21 protein-coding genes are annotated in these 21,735 nt (G+C 51.3%); 2 read left to right on the top strand and 19 right to left on the bottom strand.

The features are described from left to right. Positions 1-61 precede the first annotated feature (61 nt). The 8 genes from KCG43_RS12025 to KCG43_RS11990 form a co-directional block, all read right to left on the bottom strand. Complete coding sequence (locus KCG43_RS12025) at positions 62-541, bottom strand: TadE family protein (RefSeq protein WP_218385112.1); 480 nt, start codon at positions 539-541, stop codon at positions 62-64. After that, the gene (locus tag KCG43_RS21525; RefSeq protein ID WP_218385108.1) at positions 529-930 is read right to left on the bottom strand and encodes an A24 family peptidase; all 402 of its coding nucleotides are present in this window, start codon (positions 928-930) and stop codon (positions 529-531) included. The genes KCG43_RS12025 and KCG43_RS21525 overlap by 13 nt, the downstream gene beginning before the upstream one ends. 2 nt (positions 931-932) lie before the next feature. Beyond that, positions 933-1,142: a Flp family type IVb pilin gene (locus tag KCG43_RS12015; RefSeq protein ID WP_192016167.1), complete on the bottom strand. Its 210-nt coding sequence runs from the start codon at positions 1,140-1,142 to the stop codon at positions 933-935. A 191-nt stretch (positions 1,143-1,333) separates the two neighbouring features. Further along, a complete protein-coding gene (locus KCG43_RS12010; protein ID WP_218385105.1) occupies positions 1,334-2,608 on the bottom strand; it encodes a GGDEF domain-containing protein in 1,275 nt (424 codons plus the stop codon). Between the two features lie 254 nt (positions 2,609-2,862). Beyond that, entirely contained in the window at positions 2,863-3,828 is a 966-nt protein-coding gene (locus KCG43_RS12005) for a LysR family transcriptional regulator (protein ID WP_255558012.1), read from the bottom strand. Positions 3,829-4,158: 330 nt separating this feature from the next. Further along, complete coding sequence (locus KCG43_RS12000; RefSeq protein ID WP_192016165.1) at positions 4,159-4,512, bottom strand: RidA family protein; 354 nt, start codon at positions 4,510-4,512, stop codon at positions 4,159-4,161. A 101-nt stretch (positions 4,513-4,613) separates the two neighbouring features. Beyond that, a complete protein-coding gene (locus KCG43_RS11995) occupies positions 4,614-6,377 on the bottom strand; it encodes a sulfatase-like hydrolase/transferase (RefSeq protein WP_218385103.1) in 1,764 nt (587 codons plus the stop codon). Between the two features lie 236 nt (positions 6,378-6,613). After that, positions 6,614-7,156 carry a 3'-5' exonuclease gene (locus tag KCG43_RS11990; protein ID WP_192016163.1) on the bottom strand — a complete coding sequence of 181 codons (543 nt, stop codon included), beginning with the start codon at positions 7,154-7,156 and terminating at the stop codon, positions 6,614-6,616. A gap of 205 nt (positions 7,157-7,361) precedes the next feature. On the opposite strand from KCG43_RS11990, the gene KCG43_RS11985 reads away from it, so the two are divergent. Further along, positions 7,362-8,150: a helix-turn-helix transcriptional regulator gene (locus KCG43_RS11985; RefSeq protein WP_218385100.1), complete on the top strand. Its 789-nt coding sequence runs from the start codon at positions 7,362-7,364 to the stop codon at positions 8,148-8,150. 23 nt (positions 8,151-8,173) lie between these two features. On the opposite strand, the gene KCG43_RS11980 is transcribed toward KCG43_RS11985, so the two are convergent. From KCG43_RS11980 to KCG43_RS11965, 4 genes are all read right to left on the bottom strand, one after another. Beyond that, positions 8,174-9,775: a bifunctional diguanylate cyclase/phosphodiesterase gene (locus tag KCG43_RS11980; RefSeq protein WP_218385098.1), complete on the bottom strand. Its 1,602-nt coding sequence runs from the start codon at positions 9,773-9,775 to the stop codon at positions 8,174-8,176. A 327-nt stretch (positions 9,776-10,102) separates the two neighbouring features. Further along, on the bottom strand, positions 10,103-10,852 hold the full coding sequence (locus KCG43_RS11975; RefSeq protein ID WP_218385096.1) for a PEP-CTERM sorting domain-containing protein: 750 nt from the start codon (positions 10,850-10,852) through the stop codon (positions 10,103-10,105). Positions 10,853-11,172: 320 nt separating this feature from the next. Continuing rightward, positions 11,173-11,670, bottom strand: a complete 498-nt coding sequence (locus KCG43_RS11970; RefSeq protein ID WP_192016159.1) for a copper resistance protein NlpE — start codon at positions 11,668-11,670, stop codon at positions 11,173-11,175. Further along, complete coding sequence (locus KCG43_RS11965) at positions 11,667-11,936, bottom strand: hypothetical protein (RefSeq protein WP_192016158.1); 270 nt, start codon at positions 11,934-11,936, stop codon at positions 11,667-11,669. Before KCG43_RS11965 ends, KCG43_RS11970 begins: the two co-directional genes overlap by 4 nt. A 142-nt stretch (positions 11,937-12,078) precedes the next feature. Between KCG43_RS11965 and KCG43_RS11960 the strand changes: the two genes are divergently transcribed. Then, positions 12,079-13,122 (top strand): hypothetical protein, encoded by a 1,044-nt coding sequence (locus KCG43_RS11960; protein WP_192016157.1) that lies wholly within the window; start codon positions 12,079-12,081, stop codon positions 13,120-13,122. A gap of 119 nt (positions 13,123-13,241) precedes the next feature. Here the strand turns inward: KCG43_RS11960 and KCG43_RS11955 are convergent, their stop codons facing one another. The 7 genes from KCG43_RS11955 to KCG43_RS11925 form a co-directional block, all read right to left on the bottom strand. After that, positions 13,242-16,370 carry an efflux RND transporter permease subunit gene (locus KCG43_RS11955; RefSeq protein WP_192016156.1) on the bottom strand — a complete coding sequence of 1,043 codons (3,129 nt, stop codon included), beginning with the start codon at positions 16,368-16,370 and terminating at the stop codon, positions 13,242-13,244. Beyond that, positions 16,357-17,445, bottom strand: a complete 1,089-nt coding sequence (locus KCG43_RS11950; protein ID WP_225445206.1) for an efflux RND transporter periplasmic adaptor subunit — start codon at positions 17,443-17,445, stop codon at positions 16,357-16,359. The genes KCG43_RS11955 and KCG43_RS11950 overlap by 14 nt, the downstream gene beginning before the upstream one ends. A gap of 179 nt (positions 17,446-17,624) precedes the next feature. Continuing rightward, a complete protein-coding gene (locus tag KCG43_RS11945) occupies positions 17,625-18,953 on the bottom strand; it encodes a vWA domain-containing protein (RefSeq protein WP_218385094.1) in 1,329 nt (442 codons plus the stop codon). Beyond that, positions 18,950-19,477, bottom strand: a complete 528-nt coding sequence (locus tag KCG43_RS11940; RefSeq protein WP_218385092.1) for a TadE/TadG family type IV pilus assembly protein — start codon at positions 19,475-19,477, stop codon at positions 18,950-18,952. Before KCG43_RS11940 ends, KCG43_RS11945 begins: the two co-directional genes overlap by 4 nt. Beyond that, entirely contained in the window at positions 19,474-19,953 is a 480-nt protein-coding gene (locus KCG43_RS11935) for a TadE/TadG family type IV pilus assembly protein (RefSeq protein ID WP_218385090.1), read from the bottom strand. The genes KCG43_RS11940 and KCG43_RS11935 overlap by 4 nt, the downstream gene beginning before the upstream one ends. Further along, positions 19,953-20,810, bottom strand: a complete 858-nt coding sequence (locus tag KCG43_RS11930; RefSeq protein WP_304622554.1) for a tetratricopeptide repeat protein — start codon at positions 20,808-20,810, stop codon at positions 19,953-19,955. The genes KCG43_RS11935 and KCG43_RS11930 overlap by 1 nt, the downstream gene beginning before the upstream one ends. A gap of 13 nt (positions 20,811-20,823) precedes the next feature. Next, entirely contained in the window at positions 20,824-21,732 is a 909-nt protein-coding gene (locus tag KCG43_RS11925) for a type II secretion system F family protein (RefSeq protein WP_218385088.1), read from the bottom strand. Positions 21,733-21,735: the final 3 nt, after the last annotated feature.

Below are 21,735 nucleotides of genomic sequence, written 5' to 3'. Positions count from 1 at the left end.
ACCCTCACTCTACTCGCGCTGTCTGGCAGCATAGTTTAAGAAATGCAAACTGAACGCATTTCTATAAATTCAATATTGCAGTCGATTTTAATTCGTCCGGTACAGGCAAACCGAAAGACGGTAAGAATGGTTTGGTCTTATAGTTATAGATGATGGTGACTTTACAGCAAAATGTATCTGAATCGATATTGATTGAAAGGTTATCATCCAGACTCTGCCCGAAGAGTGAGCCTCTCCCTGAATTTGATCCAGTATAGTTTTTTATTAATGATTCTGCAGATTGCTCAATATGATCTTTCAGTTCGGTACTGTCGCAAGCACCGCCGTAATAACAATTCTCATCCACATAGGAAATGCTCTTGCGAAGCGCTTCTTCTGAGACATAATTCAGCATCTGAATGGAAACAAAAATTAAGCTGTACTGGGCAATGGCATAAAAAATCATCAGCACGACAGGCAAAAGGAATATGGTTTCCAGAGCAGCTGAACCCTGCTGCTTTATCCGTTTGATCCTGAAGCACTTCTTTTTTATAGAATCCATAACGATGCGACCACCCCAACCAACAAGCTTGGCACAAAGGGAGCTTCTTTCTGGCCACGAGCAAACAACCACCAGTACACTGCGAAGCAGACAAATGAGTAAAGAAGTACATCCAGCATCTGAGAGAAAGACAATATTAGTGCCATGATTAACAGTATTTTCACGTCAGATGCACCAAAAACTGAAAAATATAACCCTGGAAAAGTTAGGGAACAAATCAATATCATTGAGTTTACATCTATTGCTGTCCACCCTCTATTTTCTAGATTAAAAAAACTAAGGAAAACGACAAATAAGAAAATAAACAACATCCAATTTGGCACTTTCATCCTTCTATAATCAACTAATGAAAATATCAAAAGAAAAGAAACCAATATAATCTCTTTCATTGCTACTCAGGGGTTACACCAGCTGATACCACTGCGTCTTTTAATAGAGTGCCCGCTCCAGCAATAAAACCATCCAAATTTAGCAAACTCACTGCACCAACAATCACTGCCGCGATCAAGACATACTCAATGGCAGAGGCACCCTTTTCTTCTTTGACCAAACGCTGAATAAAGTCGGTTGTGTGAATCCAGGCTAATACTACGTACTTCATAGAACATACCTCACTTTGGTTTAGCATTCTGTAGAATAGTTTTTCTTCTTCCCTGTCTCAAATATTAGATTCTATACAAATTTTGTGTAAAAAATTTATTGGATTACTTGAACTTTTTTTTCATAAGCACCAATTTTTTATCTGACACAGGCTTATCAAATCAAAACAGCCAATAAAATGACACGCCAGCACTACCTCATAGCCTGTTTGTTATCTGACGCTTCTTCTGTAATATCAATCTGTTGCCAGATTTCTTCGCTCTGTGCGGGTGCCGGGTCATAATGAGCAAACTGACGTTTGCCCTGATGCTTAGCCTGGTACATGGCACAATCCGCTCGCTTAAGCAGTGTTTGGGCATCTTTCGCGTGCACAGGGTATCGGGCAATCCCGATACTGGCCGAGACGCGACACTGGTTGTCACCAAAATTAAAAGGCACGGTCAGAGTGTGCAGCAATTTTTCTGCAATGGTTTCCATTCTGAACGTCAGCTCTTCATCATTGTCTCCCCAGGTGAGAATGGAAGGATCACGGCGATCAGATTCATCTTCATCAAAGACAATATCTTTGGTGGGCTTATTGATCTTCACTGCGTATTCACCCAGTGGCACCCAGACAACAAATTCGTCGCCGCCAAGACGAAAGACTTCATCTTCCACCCTGAGGCATCCTCGCATCCGCTTGGAAGCGTGCTGCAGCAAGGCATCACCCACATCATGGCCGAGGGTGTCATTAACCTGCTTAAAACCATCCAGGTCGATAAACATGAGGCCGAATACTTTGTTCTCTACGTCCGGCGCAGAAAAGGCGGCTTTGAGCACCCGGTTAAGCGCCCGTGTGTTTGGCAGGCCCGTCAGCTTGTCCTGCAAAGCGGCCTGTTCCATTTGGCGCTGCCGTTCAATGACATCCGAAATATCCCGCTGTGTGCCTATCAGACGAGACGCGTCATTAACCAACCCCTGCACCACCAACTCCAGTACTCTGGGTTGCCCATCCAGCGGATCAATCATGTCGATAAGCAGCGTCTGCTGTTTATGTTTACCTGCGATGTGTCTCAACCGGATCACCTTGTCGCCATCACCACTTTTCAGGCGTGATATCCAGTCTCTCAATGCCAGCTTACTGCCGACACGAACACCATAGAGATCATACAGATAAGGGCTCCATTGCAAGGTGTCGCTATTCACGTCCCATTCCCAGACACCTATGCCCGCCACAGAGGTTGCCAGGCTCATTCTTTGATTGGCACGGGCAAGCTCACGGTAAACACGGGAACGACGGCTGTGCTGCTTCCACAACAGGCTGACGACAGACAACAGCAATGCCACCAGTACCAAACCTGCCAGTACCAGCCAGAAGAAAGGAAAATTGACATGAAGTGAAAATAATTCTCTCCATACCGAGGTGAGATCGGACAGACTACCAATGCCGTTTAACACAGAACTCAGAAAAAACTCCAGCGAATTCATGATAGGTACACACTTCCATTTGTGTCTGCTGCGATAACCTCTGAAATATCAGACCCGTTTCACCCGATAGCGATTGTGATTGATTATTTGTACTGATAATTAGTACTCAGATCTCTCTGGTATTTTTTTGCTGCTATCGATAAATTCAACCTAGTCCACGCTGTTGATAATTACCAAAATAGAATGCGGAAATTGTTATATATGCGGGGTAGGAATCACACTTATTCTATTTAGAATCAAACAGTAGCCGGTTTTTAACCGGCATACAGGTCTTTATCCAGCCAGGGCAAGGCATCCCGGATCTGAGGAAAAAATCGTTCGTTAATAATTTGACGGCTGTCTTGCGCCAGAATATGTGGCAGGTTTCCCAACTCATTGTGACGACAGACCAGTGTCAGATTGCGATAAAAGGGTTCTTCGCGCGGAAGAGGGAGACAGGTGAGTGCTGCATTGGTCAGCCCGTACTGGAACATACAAAGCGGTGTCGTGATTGTCCAGCCAAGGCCGGCCGCGACACTGGATAACACGGCAAACGTATTATCCAGTTGCATCCTCACTGGCACGTTCATATCCAGTCGGCGTAAATAACGTTCAATCGTCACGCCTATCAGCGAGTCATTGGAGTAGCGGACAAAATCAAGCTGCTTTGCGACCTGTTGTAATCCCTGATACTGACTGGCGAACTGGCTGGGTATGACCAGAACAAAGGGTTCCCGTAACAGGCGGTAACGGCTGAGATGCTCGTTATTTTCCAGCGCATCGTCAGAAATAATAATATCAACGTTACGTGAAAGCAGCGCCTGGGCATGCATGTGGGAACGGCCAGTATTGATAGTCCAGTTTTCTGTATGCCGCTTAATGACCTCGACCAGAGGCTGTCCTAGCGAGGTGGCCAGAGAATCGACCATGGCAATGCGTAGTAAATGCAGTTTCTGAAAACTGCTTTTCGTCATCACACCGTGTGTTTTTTCTGCTTCGGCAAGTAGATGGCATGACTGGTCATAAAAATAGCGTCCGGCGACGGTCAGCTCAACCGGGCGAACGCTTCTGTCCAACAATGTCACTTTAAGATTGTGCTCAAGAGAAGAGAGTGTCTGAGAAACGGAGGACTGTGTGAGGCCCAGTTGGTTAGCCGCCATCGTCATGTTGCCAGACTGCGCGGTAGCCACAAAAACTTCTAACGAGCGAAGATCAAATCCCAATCCTTTCAATGCAGCCATCCTTTATTCAACAAACATCCACCGGAAAAATCTATTAACGGCAGTCAAACGGCTTTACGGCTGAGTGTTCAATACTGCGACAACCGCACCAATACACCCAGAAGATAACGTAAAGGCATAACTGACAAGTTAATATTCCTCACTAGCAAAGCTATCAGTTTTAATCGTCTGATAACAATATGTAAGAAACAAATAGCATGACTATCTATGGGGAAATAGCAAACCAGAATGGCGGCGAAGTCAGAAAGGCCGTATGCCAGTGAAAATGAACGAAATCAAAACAGAAGGAAAAAATTGCCACCATTTACAAAAATGATGGCAGCACATTCTCTATTTACCGGCAGCGGCAACGAAAGCAATCTCTACCAGGTAATCCGGATCCGCCAGTTCAACTTTTACGCAGGCGCGGCTTGGCGCTGCGCCTTCCGGCAGCCAGGCGTCCCAGGCCGCGTTGAAAGCAGCAAGGTTAGCCCAGTCGGTAATATAAATAGTGACAGACAAAACACGGGACTTATCACTGCCCACACTTGCCAGCATGGCTTCTGCCTGAGCAAAAACCTGCTCTGCCTGACCCGTAATATCAGCACTGGTATCAGATTCAGGGACTTCGACAAAGTGTGCAATACCATTGAACACAGTGACATCAGACCAACGTTTTGTTGGGTTAATTCGCTGAATATCCATTTTAATTCCTTAACTGACGTGAAAAGCCCAACAATGTATGTTTTCTGTCGTGATGAATCAATCAATGATGCTGTTTTTTGCCATAAGGCAGGAAATTCCTATCAGTCAGCATGCTGACTGACAAGCGCCCCCGGCATTAACCGGGAAGGCGTTAGCTGGGGCACACTTTTCCACTCATAGTCGTGCTGAGCATGTTCAGGAAGAAATAATTCGCTGGTATAGAATTTCCCGATCCGTTCCACCGGGTAAAACATGGCATCACCGTAATGCTGCTTCACAAAATTATGATCGTACCCCAGGATTTCAAGCACAGTGGGGAACACATTGAAATGCGACAATTGATGGCGGTTCTCCGCCAGCGATGACTCAAATCGCTGCCGCAGTTGCGGATGCCTCGTCAGCACCATCATGGGCACCATCCCCTGATAGGCAGAGCCGCTATTACGATTGCAATGCGTCAACAGCCCTTTTCCTTCTTCCAGTAAATCCTGTCCGTGATCAGAGGTATAAATCACCACAGTGTTGTCTAAATCAATGCGGGAGAGCAAACGCTCAAAGAAGCCGTCCACATTCCAGGCAATGGCATTTTTATAGGAATTAATCAGAGCCTGACGATCGCTGTGACCGATAGGTTCAAATAACGCCATCGCAGGCTGAAACCTGGTCGAGGAGGCCGGGTATTTCCCCTCATAGGGAAAATGCACACCCAGTTTATTAATATAAATAAAGTCTGGCTTATCATCTGCCACCAGCGGCACTAAATGATCGACAATATCGAAGTCAATCCGCATGAATGCCTGGTGCCTTTCAATTTGCCCGACGTTAAACTGCTTAACCTGGTTGATGAAGCTCAGCTCATCGATATTCATGAAATTAGCCAGTGTGCCCGGCGGTTTCTGGGCGTCAATATAGGTACTGGTATAGCCAGATGCCTGACTGTATTGCCAGATAGTCGGCACGCGTAGGGCTTGCTCAAAAGCGCCGGGGACGACTCCCCAGCGAAGCACAGCATTGCTATAGCTGCTGCAGTTATGCGCCGAGGTGGCGACACCGTAATTGATCACAGCATCAGCATGCGCCTTTAAGCTCGGCACGAGGGAATAATCCGTATCCTGCCCGAAAAAATCACCGCTGACACTCTCGTCCATGACAACAATAACATTGCTGATCAATGGCTTGCCGGCTTTGGTCGTGACCGGCCGTCGCTCTGGTCGCTCATCCACAACCTGCTCGTAAAGTATTACACTGAACAAGCTGGGCAGGGTATAAATGCCCGCCTGTCCCTGTGCCGCAGCCGGGCCTTTCATCACCACCATGACAGCCAGTATCCCTGTAACCAACCCAGGTAATCCGGCAGCAACGCAGGAGGAGGAAGGGCGATATCGGGAAAGCAGCCAGGTTCTGATTCTGAATAAAGACAGGCTGAATGCCGCAGCAATCAGCAGAGGCAGAAGAAGTTCTGACCAGTAAAAAAACAAAGCAGCACCTGCTTCGCCGCGTTCAATCCACATCCGCCTGATATCGAACAGGGTCAGGTTATCAGTCAGAGTCAAAAGCAGGGATAAATGGGCCAGCACAACCAGAGTAAAAAACAGATTCCAGAAAACATGCACAGCTGTTCGTCTGGCCGTTAACACCGCTTTCAGCGATGCAATGGCTATCAGCCAGATAACAGCAAATATCGCCACATTACGCATTGGATTTTCTGACTGGCTGAGAAAAATCAGTTGAGAGAAGACATCACGGGTCAGAAATAGCAGCACTCCCACCAGCACGATGCCAGACACCAGAGTCACCAGTACGTTTGGCACTGTGTTTCGTGCGGCGTTTGGTGCATAGCTCCGACGGTTGTGACTGGCAGGCATAGGCGCTTCCCTTCTTCCGAAAAAGATACCGGGTACTTATTTGATTTAAGCTCGTCAGGGCAGGAAGTCAAAATAATCCACAAAGCACTATTTTGTCCTGTTGCCGATCCGGGAGACAGTAAACAATGAAAGGAAATGAGAGGAGAAAGAAAAGAGAGGGAGAAAAAACACAGGCAACAGATCAGCACAAACTGTTCCCTGTGTCATAGCGGTTAGCGTCAGCTTACCGGCGGCCCTTAGTCAGACGGGCAGAGCATCACACGAGCTAACCGGGCCAGATTATAGGCATCAACATAGCCTGAATGCTGACGGCCTTCCCACTCCAGTCCGCTCATGCTCATGGCGGCCCGTAACCCGATGCGCTTGTTTTTAACGTGTGGCTGCAGTTTAAACAGGGTTGCCAGGTTCAGGTACTCCCTGAAAGGCACGTTCAGATCTTTTGTTTTGCACTCGGCACGCAGGATGGCATCATCCCGCCCCCACGCCGCATAAATTTTATGGCGGCCACCGAATTTTTGCTCTATCGCAGTCAGAATACTGGCCAGGGGCTTACCATTTTGCGCGACAACTTCTGGCTTTATACCCGTAAGCTCAGTACAAAACGGGGATATTTCGTCGTTTTCCGGCTTAACATAGTATTGCGCCCGACGTGAAATCGTGCCCTTTTCAAGGTTCAGTTCAGCCACGCCAATCTCAATGATTTCGCCGGTGCGAGCGATACCTTCTTCATTCCAGCAACACATTTCAAGATCAAAACAAACGATGCGGTTAAAATTCATGATTTTCCATTATCCGTCATACCAAACTTCATAATCATCAGCTCTGATAGTAAACACTTACCAACACGGATGATTATTGAGTTTTAAACGATTAGCTTTGAACAAAGCGGCGAAGGATAGCATGTATGGCGGCTGGCTTCAGCCACTTGCCAACAGCAGCCGATCAGAATTACTCTTGTGACAGCTTTTATGAAAGGATCGCGCCATGAAAAACGTCTATCGCCCGCTGTTTGACGATAACAACCCGCCCGGCGAGGTGTTTTTCGGCCATCAGGCATTTCTCCCCCATGCAACCACCCCAAAGCACAGCCATCCCTGGGGGCAGTTACAGTTAATCAGTGGCGGTATTCTGGAGCTGAACGCTGAAGGGAAACGTTTTTTATCACCGTCGCAGTACGCGATATGGATACCGCCCGGTATAGAGCACGAAAGTTACATGCGCCGTAGCATGAATTACTGTTCAATGAACCTGATTCAACCGCTGGCTACATCGCTGCCGGGCTTCCCCTGCCTGCTGGAAGTCAACCCTATCATAGAAGCGATAGTCAATGATCTGCGTGACCGCCAGCTACAGGTCGCGGAAACCGCTGAAGATAAGCGTCTGATCGACGTATTGCTGGATCAGCTCAGACACACCCGTATCCATGACCAGTTTCTGCCCAGCAGTGAAGACAAACTCCTGCAGCCTATACTGCGTACACTGGAAAAAAATCCAACCGATGGCACAACCTTGGCGGCGTGGGCAGAAAAGCTGCATACCTCTGAGCGTACTCTGGCCCGGCATTGCCAGGATACGCTCGGTATGAGTTTCATTGAATGGCGGCAAAGGAGAAAATTTATCTACTCTTTGCATTTATTGAGGAAAGGTTTGTCTGTAAAAGAAATTGCACTGACCTTAGGTTATCACCAGGCTTCGCCTTTCATTAACCTGTTCAAACGGCATGCGCAATGCACACCAGAGCAGTACAGACAAAAGCAAATCCGGGCCAGGTAGCACAAACAGCACATCCGCCGGATTTAGCTGCCCACCGCTTTATCCGGTAAACCCACCAGCAAACGCCCGGCCGCATGCCTGCTGAGCGGGTGCCCTAACAGGAAGCCCTGACCGAACTGACAGCCCAGTGATTTTACTGTCGAGAGCTGAACGTCATCTTCAATTCCGACCACGGCCACCCGAACGCCCAAACTCCCGCTCATGCCCACAACAGATTGAATGAGCGCCTTGTTAGCGTCAGAGCCTGGCAGGGTGCCTACACAGGCACGGGCAATTTTTACTTTATCGAAAGGGAAATCGCGCAATATAGTCAGGCAGGCATTCCCGTTACCGAAATCATCCAGTACCAGGCTGACACCTATATGCTTCAGATCATGCATCATGGCCCGCACTTTCGGTGGGTCCTGCTGTACGGTTTTTGCGGTCAGTTCTATTTCAAGGCGTTCTGGCTCCAGCCCGGATTCCTGCAGCGCTTCCAGAACAGTCTGGCTGAAAGTGTCCGGTTTCAGCTGCTGAGCAGAAATATTGACTGATACACTCATTTCTTCCGGCCAGTCCCTCGCGGCCATACAGGCCTGCTTCAGCACCCAGTCACCCAGCGCCTGAATCAACCCGGCATCCTCGGCAACAGGCATGAATTCCTGCGAAGACACCATACCTTCGCGCTGATGGCGCCAGCGCAGTAAAGCTTCGAATCCTTGCAGCTGGCTGTTTTTCAGATCAAACACCGGCTGATAATAAGGTTCGAGCAAGTCTTGCGCCATGGCTTTGCGTAAGTCTCTTTCCAGCAATTGCCTTTGTTTTAACTGCTCGTCCATTCGGGTATCAAAGAAGCAAAACGTCGAGCCGCCATCCATCTTGGCGCGGTACATGGCTGTATCTGCGGCCCGCAGCAAATCGACAGGTTCAATATCATGATTGGACATGGCGATACCTATACTCACTCCCGCCAATATCTGCTGGCCGCGAATATGGTAGGGTTCAGACATCGCTTTAATAATGCGGGACGCCAGGGCCGAGGCTTCATCCGGCTCTTGTCCGCCAACATGGATCAGTGCAAATTCATCCCCGCCCAGTCTGGCAATGGTGTCATGCATGCGCAGCAAATGCTTCAGACGCCCGGCCGTTGCCACCAGCAACTCATCACCCACAATGTGGCCATAAGCATCATTGATCTGCTTGAACTTATTCAAATCCATCATTAACACAGCGACACAGGCATCGTTATCGCCGGCATGCTGAAGGGCTGTCTCAAGCTGCTGTGAAAAATAAAGCCGGTTCGGCAGTGCGGTCAAAGAATCATGCATTGCCAGTTTGTACATGGCGGCTTTGTCGCGTTCACCGGCTTTCAGCATGAGATTCATCTGACTGAGCCGTCGCCAGCTCAGTGCTACGAGAGCGAAAGGCAAAACGAACATCAGCGAGATGAAAGCGCCCAGTCCGAATTGATGATATTGCCCAACCCAAAGCGTAAAGCGTTCGAACAACTGAAACTGACTGGCTAACAGCAGCCAGATGGCTGCAAAGACAGCGAGTTTGATCAAGGTTCGCTTCAGGAACATTGAATGAAATAGCGATTGCAAGCTAGCCTCACGACCAGCCCTACCCTGCGCAGAATGGCTCATAAATGGATTACCTCGTCCCAAATTATCACCGTCACGTCCATCGCCAACTCGGGAAAATATGTGATTGTTTAGTGCTGTTTTGTTGTAATGCGGCCTTTTGATGTTCTGGCTCTGCTACAAACTTATTAGTTAACACGATCACATTTACGTGAAAATGACACTTACATTTTAGGCAAATTTCCCTTTCATGTGGCACTTCTTTGTTGGGTATTTCGTGATATCGCTGCAACTCCTTGCGTCGATTACAGAAAAAAATCCGGCGAGTATCATACTTCGCCGGAACATCAAAGCATTTCACAGATATGAAAAGGTAGTGTTGAACCCGGTTTACGCCAGTAACGGCGCTTGCTGCCCAGCCCCTTTGCGGCGCGAACGCCAGCCCAGCAGCCCTAAGCCTGTCATCAGCAACAGTAAACTGGCGGGTTCTGGAATCGGATTTCCTGGTCCGCCGGAAGTCATGTAATCAATACCGGCCAGATAAAAATCTGACAGCAATACGCCCGACAGAATAATATGTCTGACATTGTCTTCGCCATCCAGATCCCAGTAATTGCCCTGGAAATTCAGCTCGTTTGGCGTCAGAGCCGTCAATAAATCATCAATCCCCAGTAAATTGGTATTGATGTTCAGTTCAAATTCCGGGAAACCATCGTCAATCAGATAAGCTGTCGCCGATTCCAGCAGATTCAGGTTGTTCAGATATAAACCTTCTACTGTCGAAGGCTGATCAAAGCTCAGCACCAGAAACTCATGACCATCCACTTTGAAGTTATCATCGCCAAGCAACAACGTGTTGTCGATCAGGCCACCGTCAGAAATACTATTGACGCCGATACCTTGCCCGCTGTGTGACAAATTAACCAGTGACTGATCGCCAGTGATAATGCCATCCTGAAACAACCCGGGGACATAATAACGGTACGAAGAAAACGTTATTCCGCCAACAGTACTGGTTTGATTTCCATTCAGGCTTGAATAAGCACCGTCCGTGAAGTCGATTTGTGCCGCCGACACACTCATCGAACCACCCAGCAGTGCAAGGGCTGCTACCCCTGTCTTTATAAGCGATTTCATCATCTTGCTCCCTACTTGTGTTATGCCGTGTTGATTTATGTTCGTGTTTTTGTGTTCGCACAAGCTATTGCAGCTTACATGCCAAAACATAAGCCAATGAAAAGCAGCAGGTTTTTTCAGCATCAATATTGCAATGTAAAAAACACTGACACGATAAGAGGAGATCTGGACACAGGGTGTAAATTTCTCTGACGGGAAATCAGACAGCCAGGTTTGCTTATCTGCCTGACTGTCTGAAGAAACAGCAACGTGAAGGGCGGTTTAAGAGACAAAGATCCAGCGGCAAACACCAGGCAGGCGATAAAACACCGCCGCCGCGGTTATCACTGGCTGTGTTGTTTAGTCAGCACATACATATCAGCCAAGCTGCCGGTAATACGCTGGCCCTGACGATCCAATCGAAACAACTGGTTCTCTCCGACAAAAAACTGAATGCCTTCACCGCTGTCATTGGTTAACGTGATGGTATTCCCTGCGTCATTCCAGCTAAATTTTCCCCGATCGGAAAACTGCTCACCATCTTTGCCCAGATAGGTTTCAGTCAGTTCAAATGTCCCCTGCGGATCCAGAACAAGGACAGTTTCAATACCTTCACAGTCTGCACAGGGAATCGTACCGACATAAGTGCCATTCCAGTCCAGCGAATTACGCGCATTGTGTTCTGTGTCTACATAGGCTGTCGTCTGCTGATCGGCCACCTGCGTCTGAGCAGGTGCAGCATTTGATGACATGTCGCTTTCGGAAGCGGGTTTATCACAGCCTGCCAGCGCACCCGCCAGAGCCAAACTAATCGCAATAGACAAGAGTCGCTTTGTATTCATACCTTCTCCTGATACTGAGCCATCTCAATACGGCCCGACTTCGCCAAATATTCAGCAACAAAACCTTTCAGGGCCGCTGATGAGGTGTTGGACTGATAAATATCCGAAAAGTGCCCGACTTTCCGTTTGCTGTATGGGTGAATCCCGACATACCGGGTGAAACGGTGAAAACAGCAAATAACCGCATCTCCCACAAACTCCCGGTTATCTGCACCATCCGGTCGACAAAATTGTATTGCGCCGATCTTAAAATCGTTTCCTAGCAACAGAAAAACCTTTCACAGCCATTAACATATGCACGCCCACGTATAAAAATGGTGTTTTATACATAGGTGGATTTATTCACCAGACTCATTAACCAGATTCATTAACCACCAGCGTCTTCATCCCACAGGAAAAAGGATTTTTATGTTTATATCAAGACCGCGGCTCGTGAAAGGTTTCGCCTATTCTCTGTTTAGTTCGGCCTTCATCGCGTCCGTCATGGTTTCACCCAGTCTTCATGCAAAACAGCTTGCTGCGGAAGCAATGCCAGCCTCCACACAAAGCAACCACAGTGCAGACAGCAGGCTAAACAGCAAGAAAACCAAGCAGCTGTCAATCAATTGCCACCGCAGACCCCATGCATTGAAAAGTGCTCTCGAAAACAGAATCTGGCTTTCCGGTCCGATCAAAATAACTATCACTGGCCACTGCCAGGGCCCGCTGCTCATCGACCAGAGCGGGATTGAGATCACCAGCGACGGCGCCCACGGCGGTGCTATCGTGCTGGATCAGCAGGTGCAGCCCAGTGCTGCCATTATCATTCAGTCTGCTGCCGTCACGCTGCGAGATGTCCACATTTCAGTGCCCGTCGATGTACCTGCCGTGCTGGCTAAGGCCAACAGCAGTGTGACACTGGATAATGTCACCACGGATGCCACCAGTACGACAGACACCCCGCTGGAACAATTTACCGTCAGTGAAAGCAGCAGCCTGACCGTGACCAATATGACAGGCAATGCGATCCGGGTCGCGGGCAATTCATTTGCCGATTTTAAGGACAGTAACCAGTTACATACCCTCAATGTCAGCGACACGTCCTCCGCCCAGTCCAGCGCGGCCAACCAGTTTAATTCGGTACAAGTGTCAGGCAACGGCTATTTTCTGGGCGACAATGGCACCCAGATAAACGTGCTGATGATCTGGAGTAAAGCGGCGGTAGATATCAACAGACAAAGCTCAGTGGCACATTTGATGATGGGAGGACAAACCCTGTTTGGCGCCTATCGCAATTCCTCAATCACCGGCCCGTATGATCTTTGGGGCAATGTGGTCTTTGAATTAGAGCATTCAACAGCGGACAATTGGAAAGCGGTTGATAAACCCCATTCGATCATTTCAGGCAACAATGCCACAGTGAATGGCGTGCTTTACCCTGGCTGGTCGTGGACCGGACAAGATGGCATCTGAGTAGCGCCACTGTTTATGTACGTTTAACTCACAATGCAGCGAAGCTATGGCTGCATTGTGAGTTTTTGTTGCCCGCTGTGCCTCTGATGTTATTCATTACCACAAGCTGCTATGCCAGCTCACCCCAGCCGTTTCTTTTTCAACAGCACAGTATTGTCCTGCGCCAGCTCTTTCTCCAGCTGGCGGGTAACAAATTCCGGGCTGTTGGTGTGGCGGGCCAGCAGATGGTACACCACAGGGATCACCAGTAAGGTAAAGCAGGTCGCAACACTGATGCCGCACAACACCACTATCCCGATCACCAGCCTTGTTTCTGCCCCGGCGCCGGTCGCCAGGATCAAAGGAACCGCACCGGCAGCCGTGGTGATGGCTGTCATCAAAATCGGACGCAGGCGGGCACAGGCCGCATCAATGACTGCGTCTTGATAGGCTTTGCCCTGATCGCGCAACTGATTGGCAAACTCGACAATCAATATCCCGTTTTTCGCCGCCAGTCCCACCAGCATAATGATGCCTATCTGCGAATAAATGTTGAGGGTCTGACCGGTAAAGTACAGTCCCAGCAAGGCACCGAAGGTTGCCAGCGGCACGGTCAGCATGATCACCAGCGGGTGAATATAGCTTTCGAACTGGGCCGCCAGCACCAGAAACACCACCGCCAGCGCGAGGGCGAACACAAAGAGAATTGAATGGCTGGCGGTCTGAAAATCCTGCGACGGGCCTTTATAGTTCACCACCGCATCAGCAGGTAAATATTGCCTGACCAGTCCGTTCAGATAGGTTAATGCTTCTCCTAAAGTGTAATTATCAGCAAGATTAGCCTCTATGGTGACCGCGCGGATCCGGTTGAACCGGTTCAGGGTCGGCGCATCGGCATATTCAGACACAGTTACCAGGTTCGATAAGGGGATCAGTTCACCATTATGCCGAGAACGCACGTACAGATTGCTGAGATCCTGCGGGGTATTCTGTCGCGCCGGCTGGCCTTCGATCAGCACATCGTATTCTTCCCCGCGCCATTCGTAGCGGGTCACGACCCGGGAGCCCAGCATGGATTCCAGCGTCTGCCCGATTTCCGTCACTGAAACGCCTAAGTCCCCTGCCCGCTCGATGTTAATATCCACCCCAAGCAAAGGCTTGGTTTCTTTGTAGTCATGATCCAGGCCTTCCAGTCCGGGGTTATTCGCAGCCTGCTCCATGATAATGTCACGCCACTGGGCAAGCTGCTCATAGGTGCCGCCACCAATCACGAACTGCACCGGTTTGTTAACTCCGCGCCCGAACGGCTGGCGCATCACAGCGAATGCCGACACCCCGGCAAGATCACTCAGGCGCTGCTGAATATCTCGAATGATCACAAACGCATTGCGCCGCTCATCCCAGTCTTCCAGCACCACAATGGCAAAACCGTTGGAGAAATCTTCCAGCTGGCCCCAGCCCCGCGGCGCCCTAACCAGCAAGCGCATGATTTCCCCGCTCTCAACCATTGGCATCAGCCTGTGCTCAATCTCATTCATGTAGGGCTGCATGTATTCAAAACTGGCGCCCTGAGGGCCATTGATCAGAATGAACATAGCGCCTCTGTCTTCCCGGGGCGCAAATTCCGTCGGGATACGGGTCGCCAGCCAGACGCTGCCGCACAGCATCACCACCAGAATGCCAATGATCAGATAAGGCCGGCGCAGCCAGTTCATCAGCGATGCACGGTAAAAATCCGTCACCGCCCCCAGCACAGCACTGACTTTACGCACCAGCCAGGGTTCACTCTCGACCTGCTGCATAATTTTTGACCCCATCATAGGCGTCAGCGTCAGTGCGACCAGTGAAGACAGGATCACCGCGGTACTCATGGCGACCGAGAATTCCCGGAATAATTTGCCCAGATCGCCCTCAAGAAAACCAATCGGCAGGAACACGGAAATCAGCACCACTGTGGTGGCAACAATGGCAAAACCGACCTGCCTCGCCCCCAGAAAAGCGGCTTTCAGCGGCGATTCGCCCAGTTCGATACGGCGGTGAATATTCTCCAGCATCACAATGGCATCATCGACGACTATCCCGATGGCCAGGATCAGCGCCAGTAGGGTGAGCAGGTTGATGGTATAGCCCAGGGCGTAGAGAATAATGAAGGTCCCGATTAAAGACACAGGCACAGTCAGTGCCGGGATCAGCATGGCGCGGACACTGCCGAGGAACAGGTAAATCGTGATGATGACCAGGATCAGGGCAATAAAGAGGGTTTTATAGACCTCATCGATTGATGCCTGAATAAACACCGAGGAGTCATAGGATTCTTTGATTTCCATACCGTCAGGCAGGGTCGGATTGAGCTGGGCGACCAGCGCGTTCACCGCCTGCGCCACTTCCAGCGTATTGGCGGTCGATTGCCGGTTAATCCCCAGTCCTATCATGTCCTGCGTATTGCCGCGAAACATGATTTTTTCTTCTTCCGCCGCCAGTTCCACACTTGCCACATCCGCCAGGCGGATCAGATAGCCGTCTTCACCTATACCTATCACCAGGCGGGAGAAATCCGCGGGAGCAAGAAAACTGCGCTGAGTGCGGATAGAAAACTGGCGGTTTTCCGATTCGATCGATCCGGCCGGCAGCTCAACATTGTCGGCCCTGAGTGCGTTTTCCACATCGGACACCGTCAGCCTTCGGGCAGCCAGTTTTTGCCTGTCTATCCATATCCGCATCGCATATTCTTTACCGCCACCGATACGCACCGCCGCCACACCGTCCAGCACAGAGAAGCGATCGACCAGATAGCGGTTGGCGTAATCCGTCAGCTCAAGGGTATCCATCCGGTCTGAGACCAGATTGAGCCACATGATGACTTCGGAGTTGCCCTCCGCCTTCTGCACTTCAGGCGGGTCCGCTTCGTCCGGCAAATTATTGAGGATACCGGAAATACGGTCACGCACATCGTTCGCGGCGGCGTCGATATCGCGCCCGATGCCAAATTCCAGCGTCACATCCGACCGGCCGTCACTGCTGGTGGAACTGATATTGCGGATCCCCTCAATGCCAGACACCCGATCCTCAACAATCTGGGTGATCCGGCTTTCCACAATGGCTGCCGATGCCCCCCGGTAGTTGGTTGAAATAGTAACAATCGGCGGATCGATATCCGGATACTCGCGCAGCGGCAGCCTTTCATAGGCCACCAGCCCGAAAGTAATCAAGAGCAAACTGATCACTGAGCCAAAGACTGGCCGCCGGACCGCCAGATCAGTCAGAAACATGGGCGGCCTCCCGGAAGGTGAAATGCTCCACAGGCTGAGTGGTCACTGTCTGTCCCGGCCGGACTTTATCCATCCCCCGGGTGATCACCTGCTCGCCTTGCTGCACACCACTGAGAATTTCCACTTCACCGCGACTGCGAAAACCCAGCTCAACCAGCCGCTGTTCAACCACGTTCTCGCCGTTGACGACCATCAGAAAATGTTCCGCCTGACGCGGGATCACCGCTTCTTCAGGAACCACCAGCCCGGCACGGGATTCTAATGTCAGCGCCAGTGTCATCAGCATACCGGGCCGTAACAGCAATTGTGGATTGTCGACTCTGGCCCGCACCTCAACGGCCCGCGTCTGAGGGTCGACCCGGCTGTTGACCGTGGAAACCCTGCCGGAAAAAACCTGATCGGGAAAAGCGGCGACGCTTCCTTCCACCTGAGCACCAGGCTCAATCTGGCCGAGAAACCGTTCAGGCACAGAAAAATCCAGTTTAACCGTATCCAGGGCATCCAGGGTGGTGACCACCATACCAGGCGTCACCAACGCACCCTGGCTGATCTGGCGAAACCCCAGCACACCGGAAAAAGGTGCCAGCAGGGTTCTGGCTTCCAGCTCAGCCTGATTCTGAGCCAGGATGGCTCTGGCCACTTCAATCCCCGTCCGCAGTTTATCCAGCTCAGAACGCGCCACAGTGTTGCGGCGAACCAGACCTTCAATGCGTTTGTATTCCCGCCTTTGTTCGTCCAGGTTGGCCTGTGCCGCCCTGACTTTGGCTTGTTGTTCACCCGAGGTCAGCGTGAGCAGTAACTCCCCCGCCCTCACCTGCTGACCGTCTTCAAAATGGATACGATCGACTTTTTCCGTCACTTTTGCGGTGATCTGTACTGACTCGCGCGATTTCACCGTGCCAAGGGCTTCGACAAGACGGGCAACGTTTTGCCGCACTACCGGCTGAACCACCACATTGGGCACAGGGCGTGACTGTTTCACCAGTGTCTGAGCACGTCGCTGGTATTCGGTATAACCAATACCAAGAACCAGAGCCAGCAGTAAGACAGTGCCGACTATCAGGGTGACTTTCATCCATGTGCTCCTGTGAACAAAGGCAAAACCGCAATGATGTGTCGATTCCAGTTAAGTATAGCCAGCAGCGATTTTTTGACGTGTTGTCAATGGCGATGAAAGGTGGCGGAAGTGGGACGCAGAGAAGTCACAGACCCGGTTTACAGTGTAAAACCGGTCTGTGACGGTTATAACGCTTTTTATTTCACCAATGAAATGTCATTGATGGTATTGGCAATCACGCTAAAAACCGTGCGTATATTGCGTTCATTCGCGGTATAGAAGCCATCGGGACTGGCACACTGGCGCACAATCTGGGCATTGTTGCCATAGCCGATACTGAATACCTGGATACCCTGCTTTTTCATTTCACGGCATATCGCCACCTGTTTTCTGTCGCGTACCGCAGGGTTGACCCTGTGCTCGCCATCAGACAGCAGCACCATGACTTTGACATTATTCGGCATTTCATAGCTACGCGGCAGATCGGCCATGGCTTCCCGCCACAGTCCCTGCCACTGGGGCGAGAGTAGTCGCCATGCCCAGAGCACGCCTTCTGCGGTGTTGGTATTATTGCCCGGATAAAGCTGCTCTATGCCTTGCTGGTACTCATGCTGAGTCTTTGCCATCGCCATAATTGGACTGACACCGCAGTCCAGCGAGTCAAACAGGCCCAGCGAAGCCAGGGCATTTTCACGATAAGCATGTTCCGGGTTATCTGACGGATAAAAAGCTTTCAGCGCTGTGCCATCGGCATAGCGGCTGCCGGCTGGGCGCTGCGTGGTATGAAACAGCTCAATCTGCTGACCGCGGAACGGAGCAAGTTCCAGCTGCCGAACCCAGCGCGACGAGACTTCACGCGATTGCGTTAACCCACTGCTGTCTTCCGCCAATCTGGCGCAAAACGCCTGCCTGTCCCGTCCCGGTACGGAAGGGTGCAAAAAGCTGTGCCAGTTCTTCTCTTTAAACAGGGTTTGCAGGTTGAAGGGCGGCTGCAAACTGGACGGCTCGAAAAACTGAGGATACGGCCCAATGTTCACCAAGCCGCTGGCCGGGATCAGGCTGATCACTCGGTTATCATTGCGCCTTTCTTTGGCAAAAAGCACATCAGCAAAATCCACCAGCCCTTTCTTGACCTGATTGAGCGGCTCTCCTTTCATCGAATCCGACACATCTACCACTACGGCAATTTCTACCGTGCTCTGCACAATCCGCGACGCAGCTTTAACCCCGATAGGAATGTCCTGACTGCTGCCTGTCAGCCGGAGGCTGGCCCCGTTCTCACCTGACTGAATCTGTGCGCTGGCATCGATGCGGTTTGATGTGAGCAGGGCTGCCACATCCCGGGATGGATCATCACTGTCCGAGGCCGACAGCAAGGCAATATCCGCCACACCGCTCAATCTGTCATGGTCATGATAAGCACGAATGATGGTGCTGACGGTGACGAGAAATCCCACGGCGCCGATCAACATCAGGATAAAACCGGCAGAGAAGGCACCTTTCTGACGATATACATAGACTGTCATTGTATCTCCTGTACATAACCGGCACGCAAGTTTGTCCCGGTGAGCCATTCGTTCAGCCAGCTGCCGGAGGCCACTTCGCCGGTTTTCAGGCACAAGGAGACCCGAACGAATATGCCCCGGGTCAGAGTTGGCCAGTCGCTGACTTCTGTACACAACCCTTCTTTGACCACACTGACCTCCTCACCTGTCGCCAGGTTTCGCCAGTCGATAGCCAAACCGTACTGGCTGCCGGATAGCTGTTTCCCTGTCAGTGCTGTTACCTGTTGTTCTGCATACCGGCCATAGAAGGTAAAGGGATTGTCCGCGTCAGTGTTGGGGGTAAATGCTGTCATGCTGACCATCTGCGTCAGGTTATATGCGAGATTATCCAGCCGCTGCTGCAAACGCAGCACACTGAGTAAGTCAGAGCAGGACAGGATGAACAGCACCAGAAAGCCGAAGACAAACACGGCTTCAACACTGGCCGCACCGCGCTGTTTGGCCGGGAAACCCGAACCGGTTAAAGAAAAGTCACGTCGGCTCATTCTGGCATCCTGTCTGAAAGCATGATCAAGGTCGTTCGGTATTCCAGGGTCCGCGCTTTGGCAAAAAACAGGGGATACACAGTCATGGCCGGCTTTAGTACAGCTGTCACCCGCAATACAGGATCAGACGGCGCCAGAGGGATCGCCTCGTCTGGTGCCAGCCCGCCGTCTGCCTGCAGCATCTCGGCCAGCGAACCATAACGGGTAACGGACAGACTGAAATCCGGTTTACCTATCAGGCTGGCCTGAATATCTTGTTTCAGCACTGTCGCGCTGGGCAGCCCTCCCCGAACGCTGTCGACCATGTGTTCGCGCAATACTCGTCGCATGGCATGCTCCAGGGTGCTGTATTGCCAGTGCACTCGCACCACGTCTGCAAACAGCAGCAGCAACCCGATAAAGACAGGCAGTAAAAAGGCCATTTCCACGCTGACCACGCCCCGCTGGCGACAGGAAGTCTGAACCGGTTGATGCATCAGGACTGACCTTGAAGCGGAAGTAGCTGTATCTGCTCAAAACGGGCTGACAGCCTGCGTATATCGTGATCAACCTGAGTCGGCGACATGAAGCGGGACAGGATCAGCCTGGCCTGTTGCTCCTGCCCTTCCGCCAGCAATAACAGGGCATAGTTCATCTCCACCCGAGGGGGCAACTGCTGATAGTGCAGCAACGGGGCGAAGACCTCCCTTGCCGCGCGCACCTCGCCATCCATCAACCAGCCCAGCGCCAGGTTGGCGCGATAGTATGCATCGTCGGGAGCCAGCGTCACAGCCCGCGAGAAAGCGGCTCGTCCTTGCACGTAACTGTTCTGATTTAACAGCACAACGCCCAGGCCGTTGCGCAATTTGGCTTCCTGAGTCGCAGTCAAGCCTTGTAATGCCAGCCCCTGGTGGTACGCAGCCTGTGCCCGTTCTACCCTGCCATCATCCAGGCTGAATTTTCCGAGATAATAGGCAGCCTCCGGGGCGAGTTCTCCTTGCATCTCCAGCAGTTGCTGCAGCGTATCTCTGGCCGCCTGTTTCTTGTCCTGCTGGTACTGACTGCGTGCCAGCATCAGCAGGGCTTGCTGAAAGAAAGGAGTAGCCCGCGGGTTTTGCTGCCCCCTCTCACCGGAGGGCGCAGACGTATCCAGCATCTTCCGGTAAAGGGTTTCCGCTTTGACATACTGATGCGAGTCGAAAGCGGTTTGTGCCACAACCATGGCATTGGTCTGAGCCTTGGCGCTGACGGTATCGGCGTGACGACTGCAGGCACTCAGAGCCAGAGCGGCAAGTGCAATCCAGACATAGCGGCTGTTGCGCAGTAACAACTGAGCAGAAGTAGTCGTATTCATCAAAGTGTTCCTGTTATTCACTCAGGCTTTCAATCAGCAGATTCAGGGTAGGGGCTATGATTAACACCAGCAGTGGCAGCATGATAAAGCCCATTTGGATTAAGGTGATACGTCCCGGCAACTTGCCCGCCTGCTCTTCCAGCGCTATCTTGCGCATCTGACGGGCTTCTTTGCTGATGGTGCGCATGGTATCGGCCAGCGGCGACCCGTAACGCTGGGCCATTGCCAGCGTTGAAGCCAGCCGTTCCAGCTCAGGCAGGCCGGTTCGCCAGGCCAGTTTTTTCATGCATTGCGCGGGATCGCCCATGACCTGTACTTCGGCATGAGTGCGCAGGAATTGCTCGGCAAGACGGGGTTCGCTCGCTTGCAGATAACGTCCGACACGCTCCAGCGCGCGATCCAGTGACAGCCCGGCTTCCACTGTGATCACCAGCATATCAATGGCATCCGGTACAGCACGGCGTTGCTGCTCCCTGACACGTAAAGAGCGGCGACGCAGCCAGTACTCAGGCAGGTTAGCCCCCAGCACATAGGCAAACAGCAATGCCATCAGCAACATAGCCGTCAACTCGCCCTGCCAGCGCCACACCAGAGCCACCACGACCGCCGCCATGCCGCTCAGACATTTGGCCCCGCATACTCTCGCGACACCATCGTCACTATCAATACCGGCCTGAGCCAGCATTTTCAGCAGACGTTGTTTCTCTGCCGCCGACGCCGGATAGCGGCGGCCAATCCGTGCCAGCCAGTGCTGACGTTCAGCGTTTTTTTCCGAGACGTTTTCCATGCAATAGCGTACCCGCTGCACAGCCCAACGGGCATGCTGACGCTGTTGATACCAGAGCAATGCACATGACACGACAACCAGCCAAAGCAGCGCTATTGCCAGTATCAGGGAAGAAGAAATCAAAGGAATGGGCATAAC

The sequence above is a fragment of the Photobacterium sp. WH24 genome (genome assembly GCF_019204055.1).
GTDB classification, from domain to species: domain Bacteria; phylum Pseudomonadota; class Gammaproteobacteria; order Enterobacterales; family Vibrionaceae; genus Photobacterium; species Photobacterium arenosum.
The sequence above is the reverse complement of the archived record's forward strand: the minus strand, read 5'-3'. Positions and strand labels throughout refer to the sequence as shown.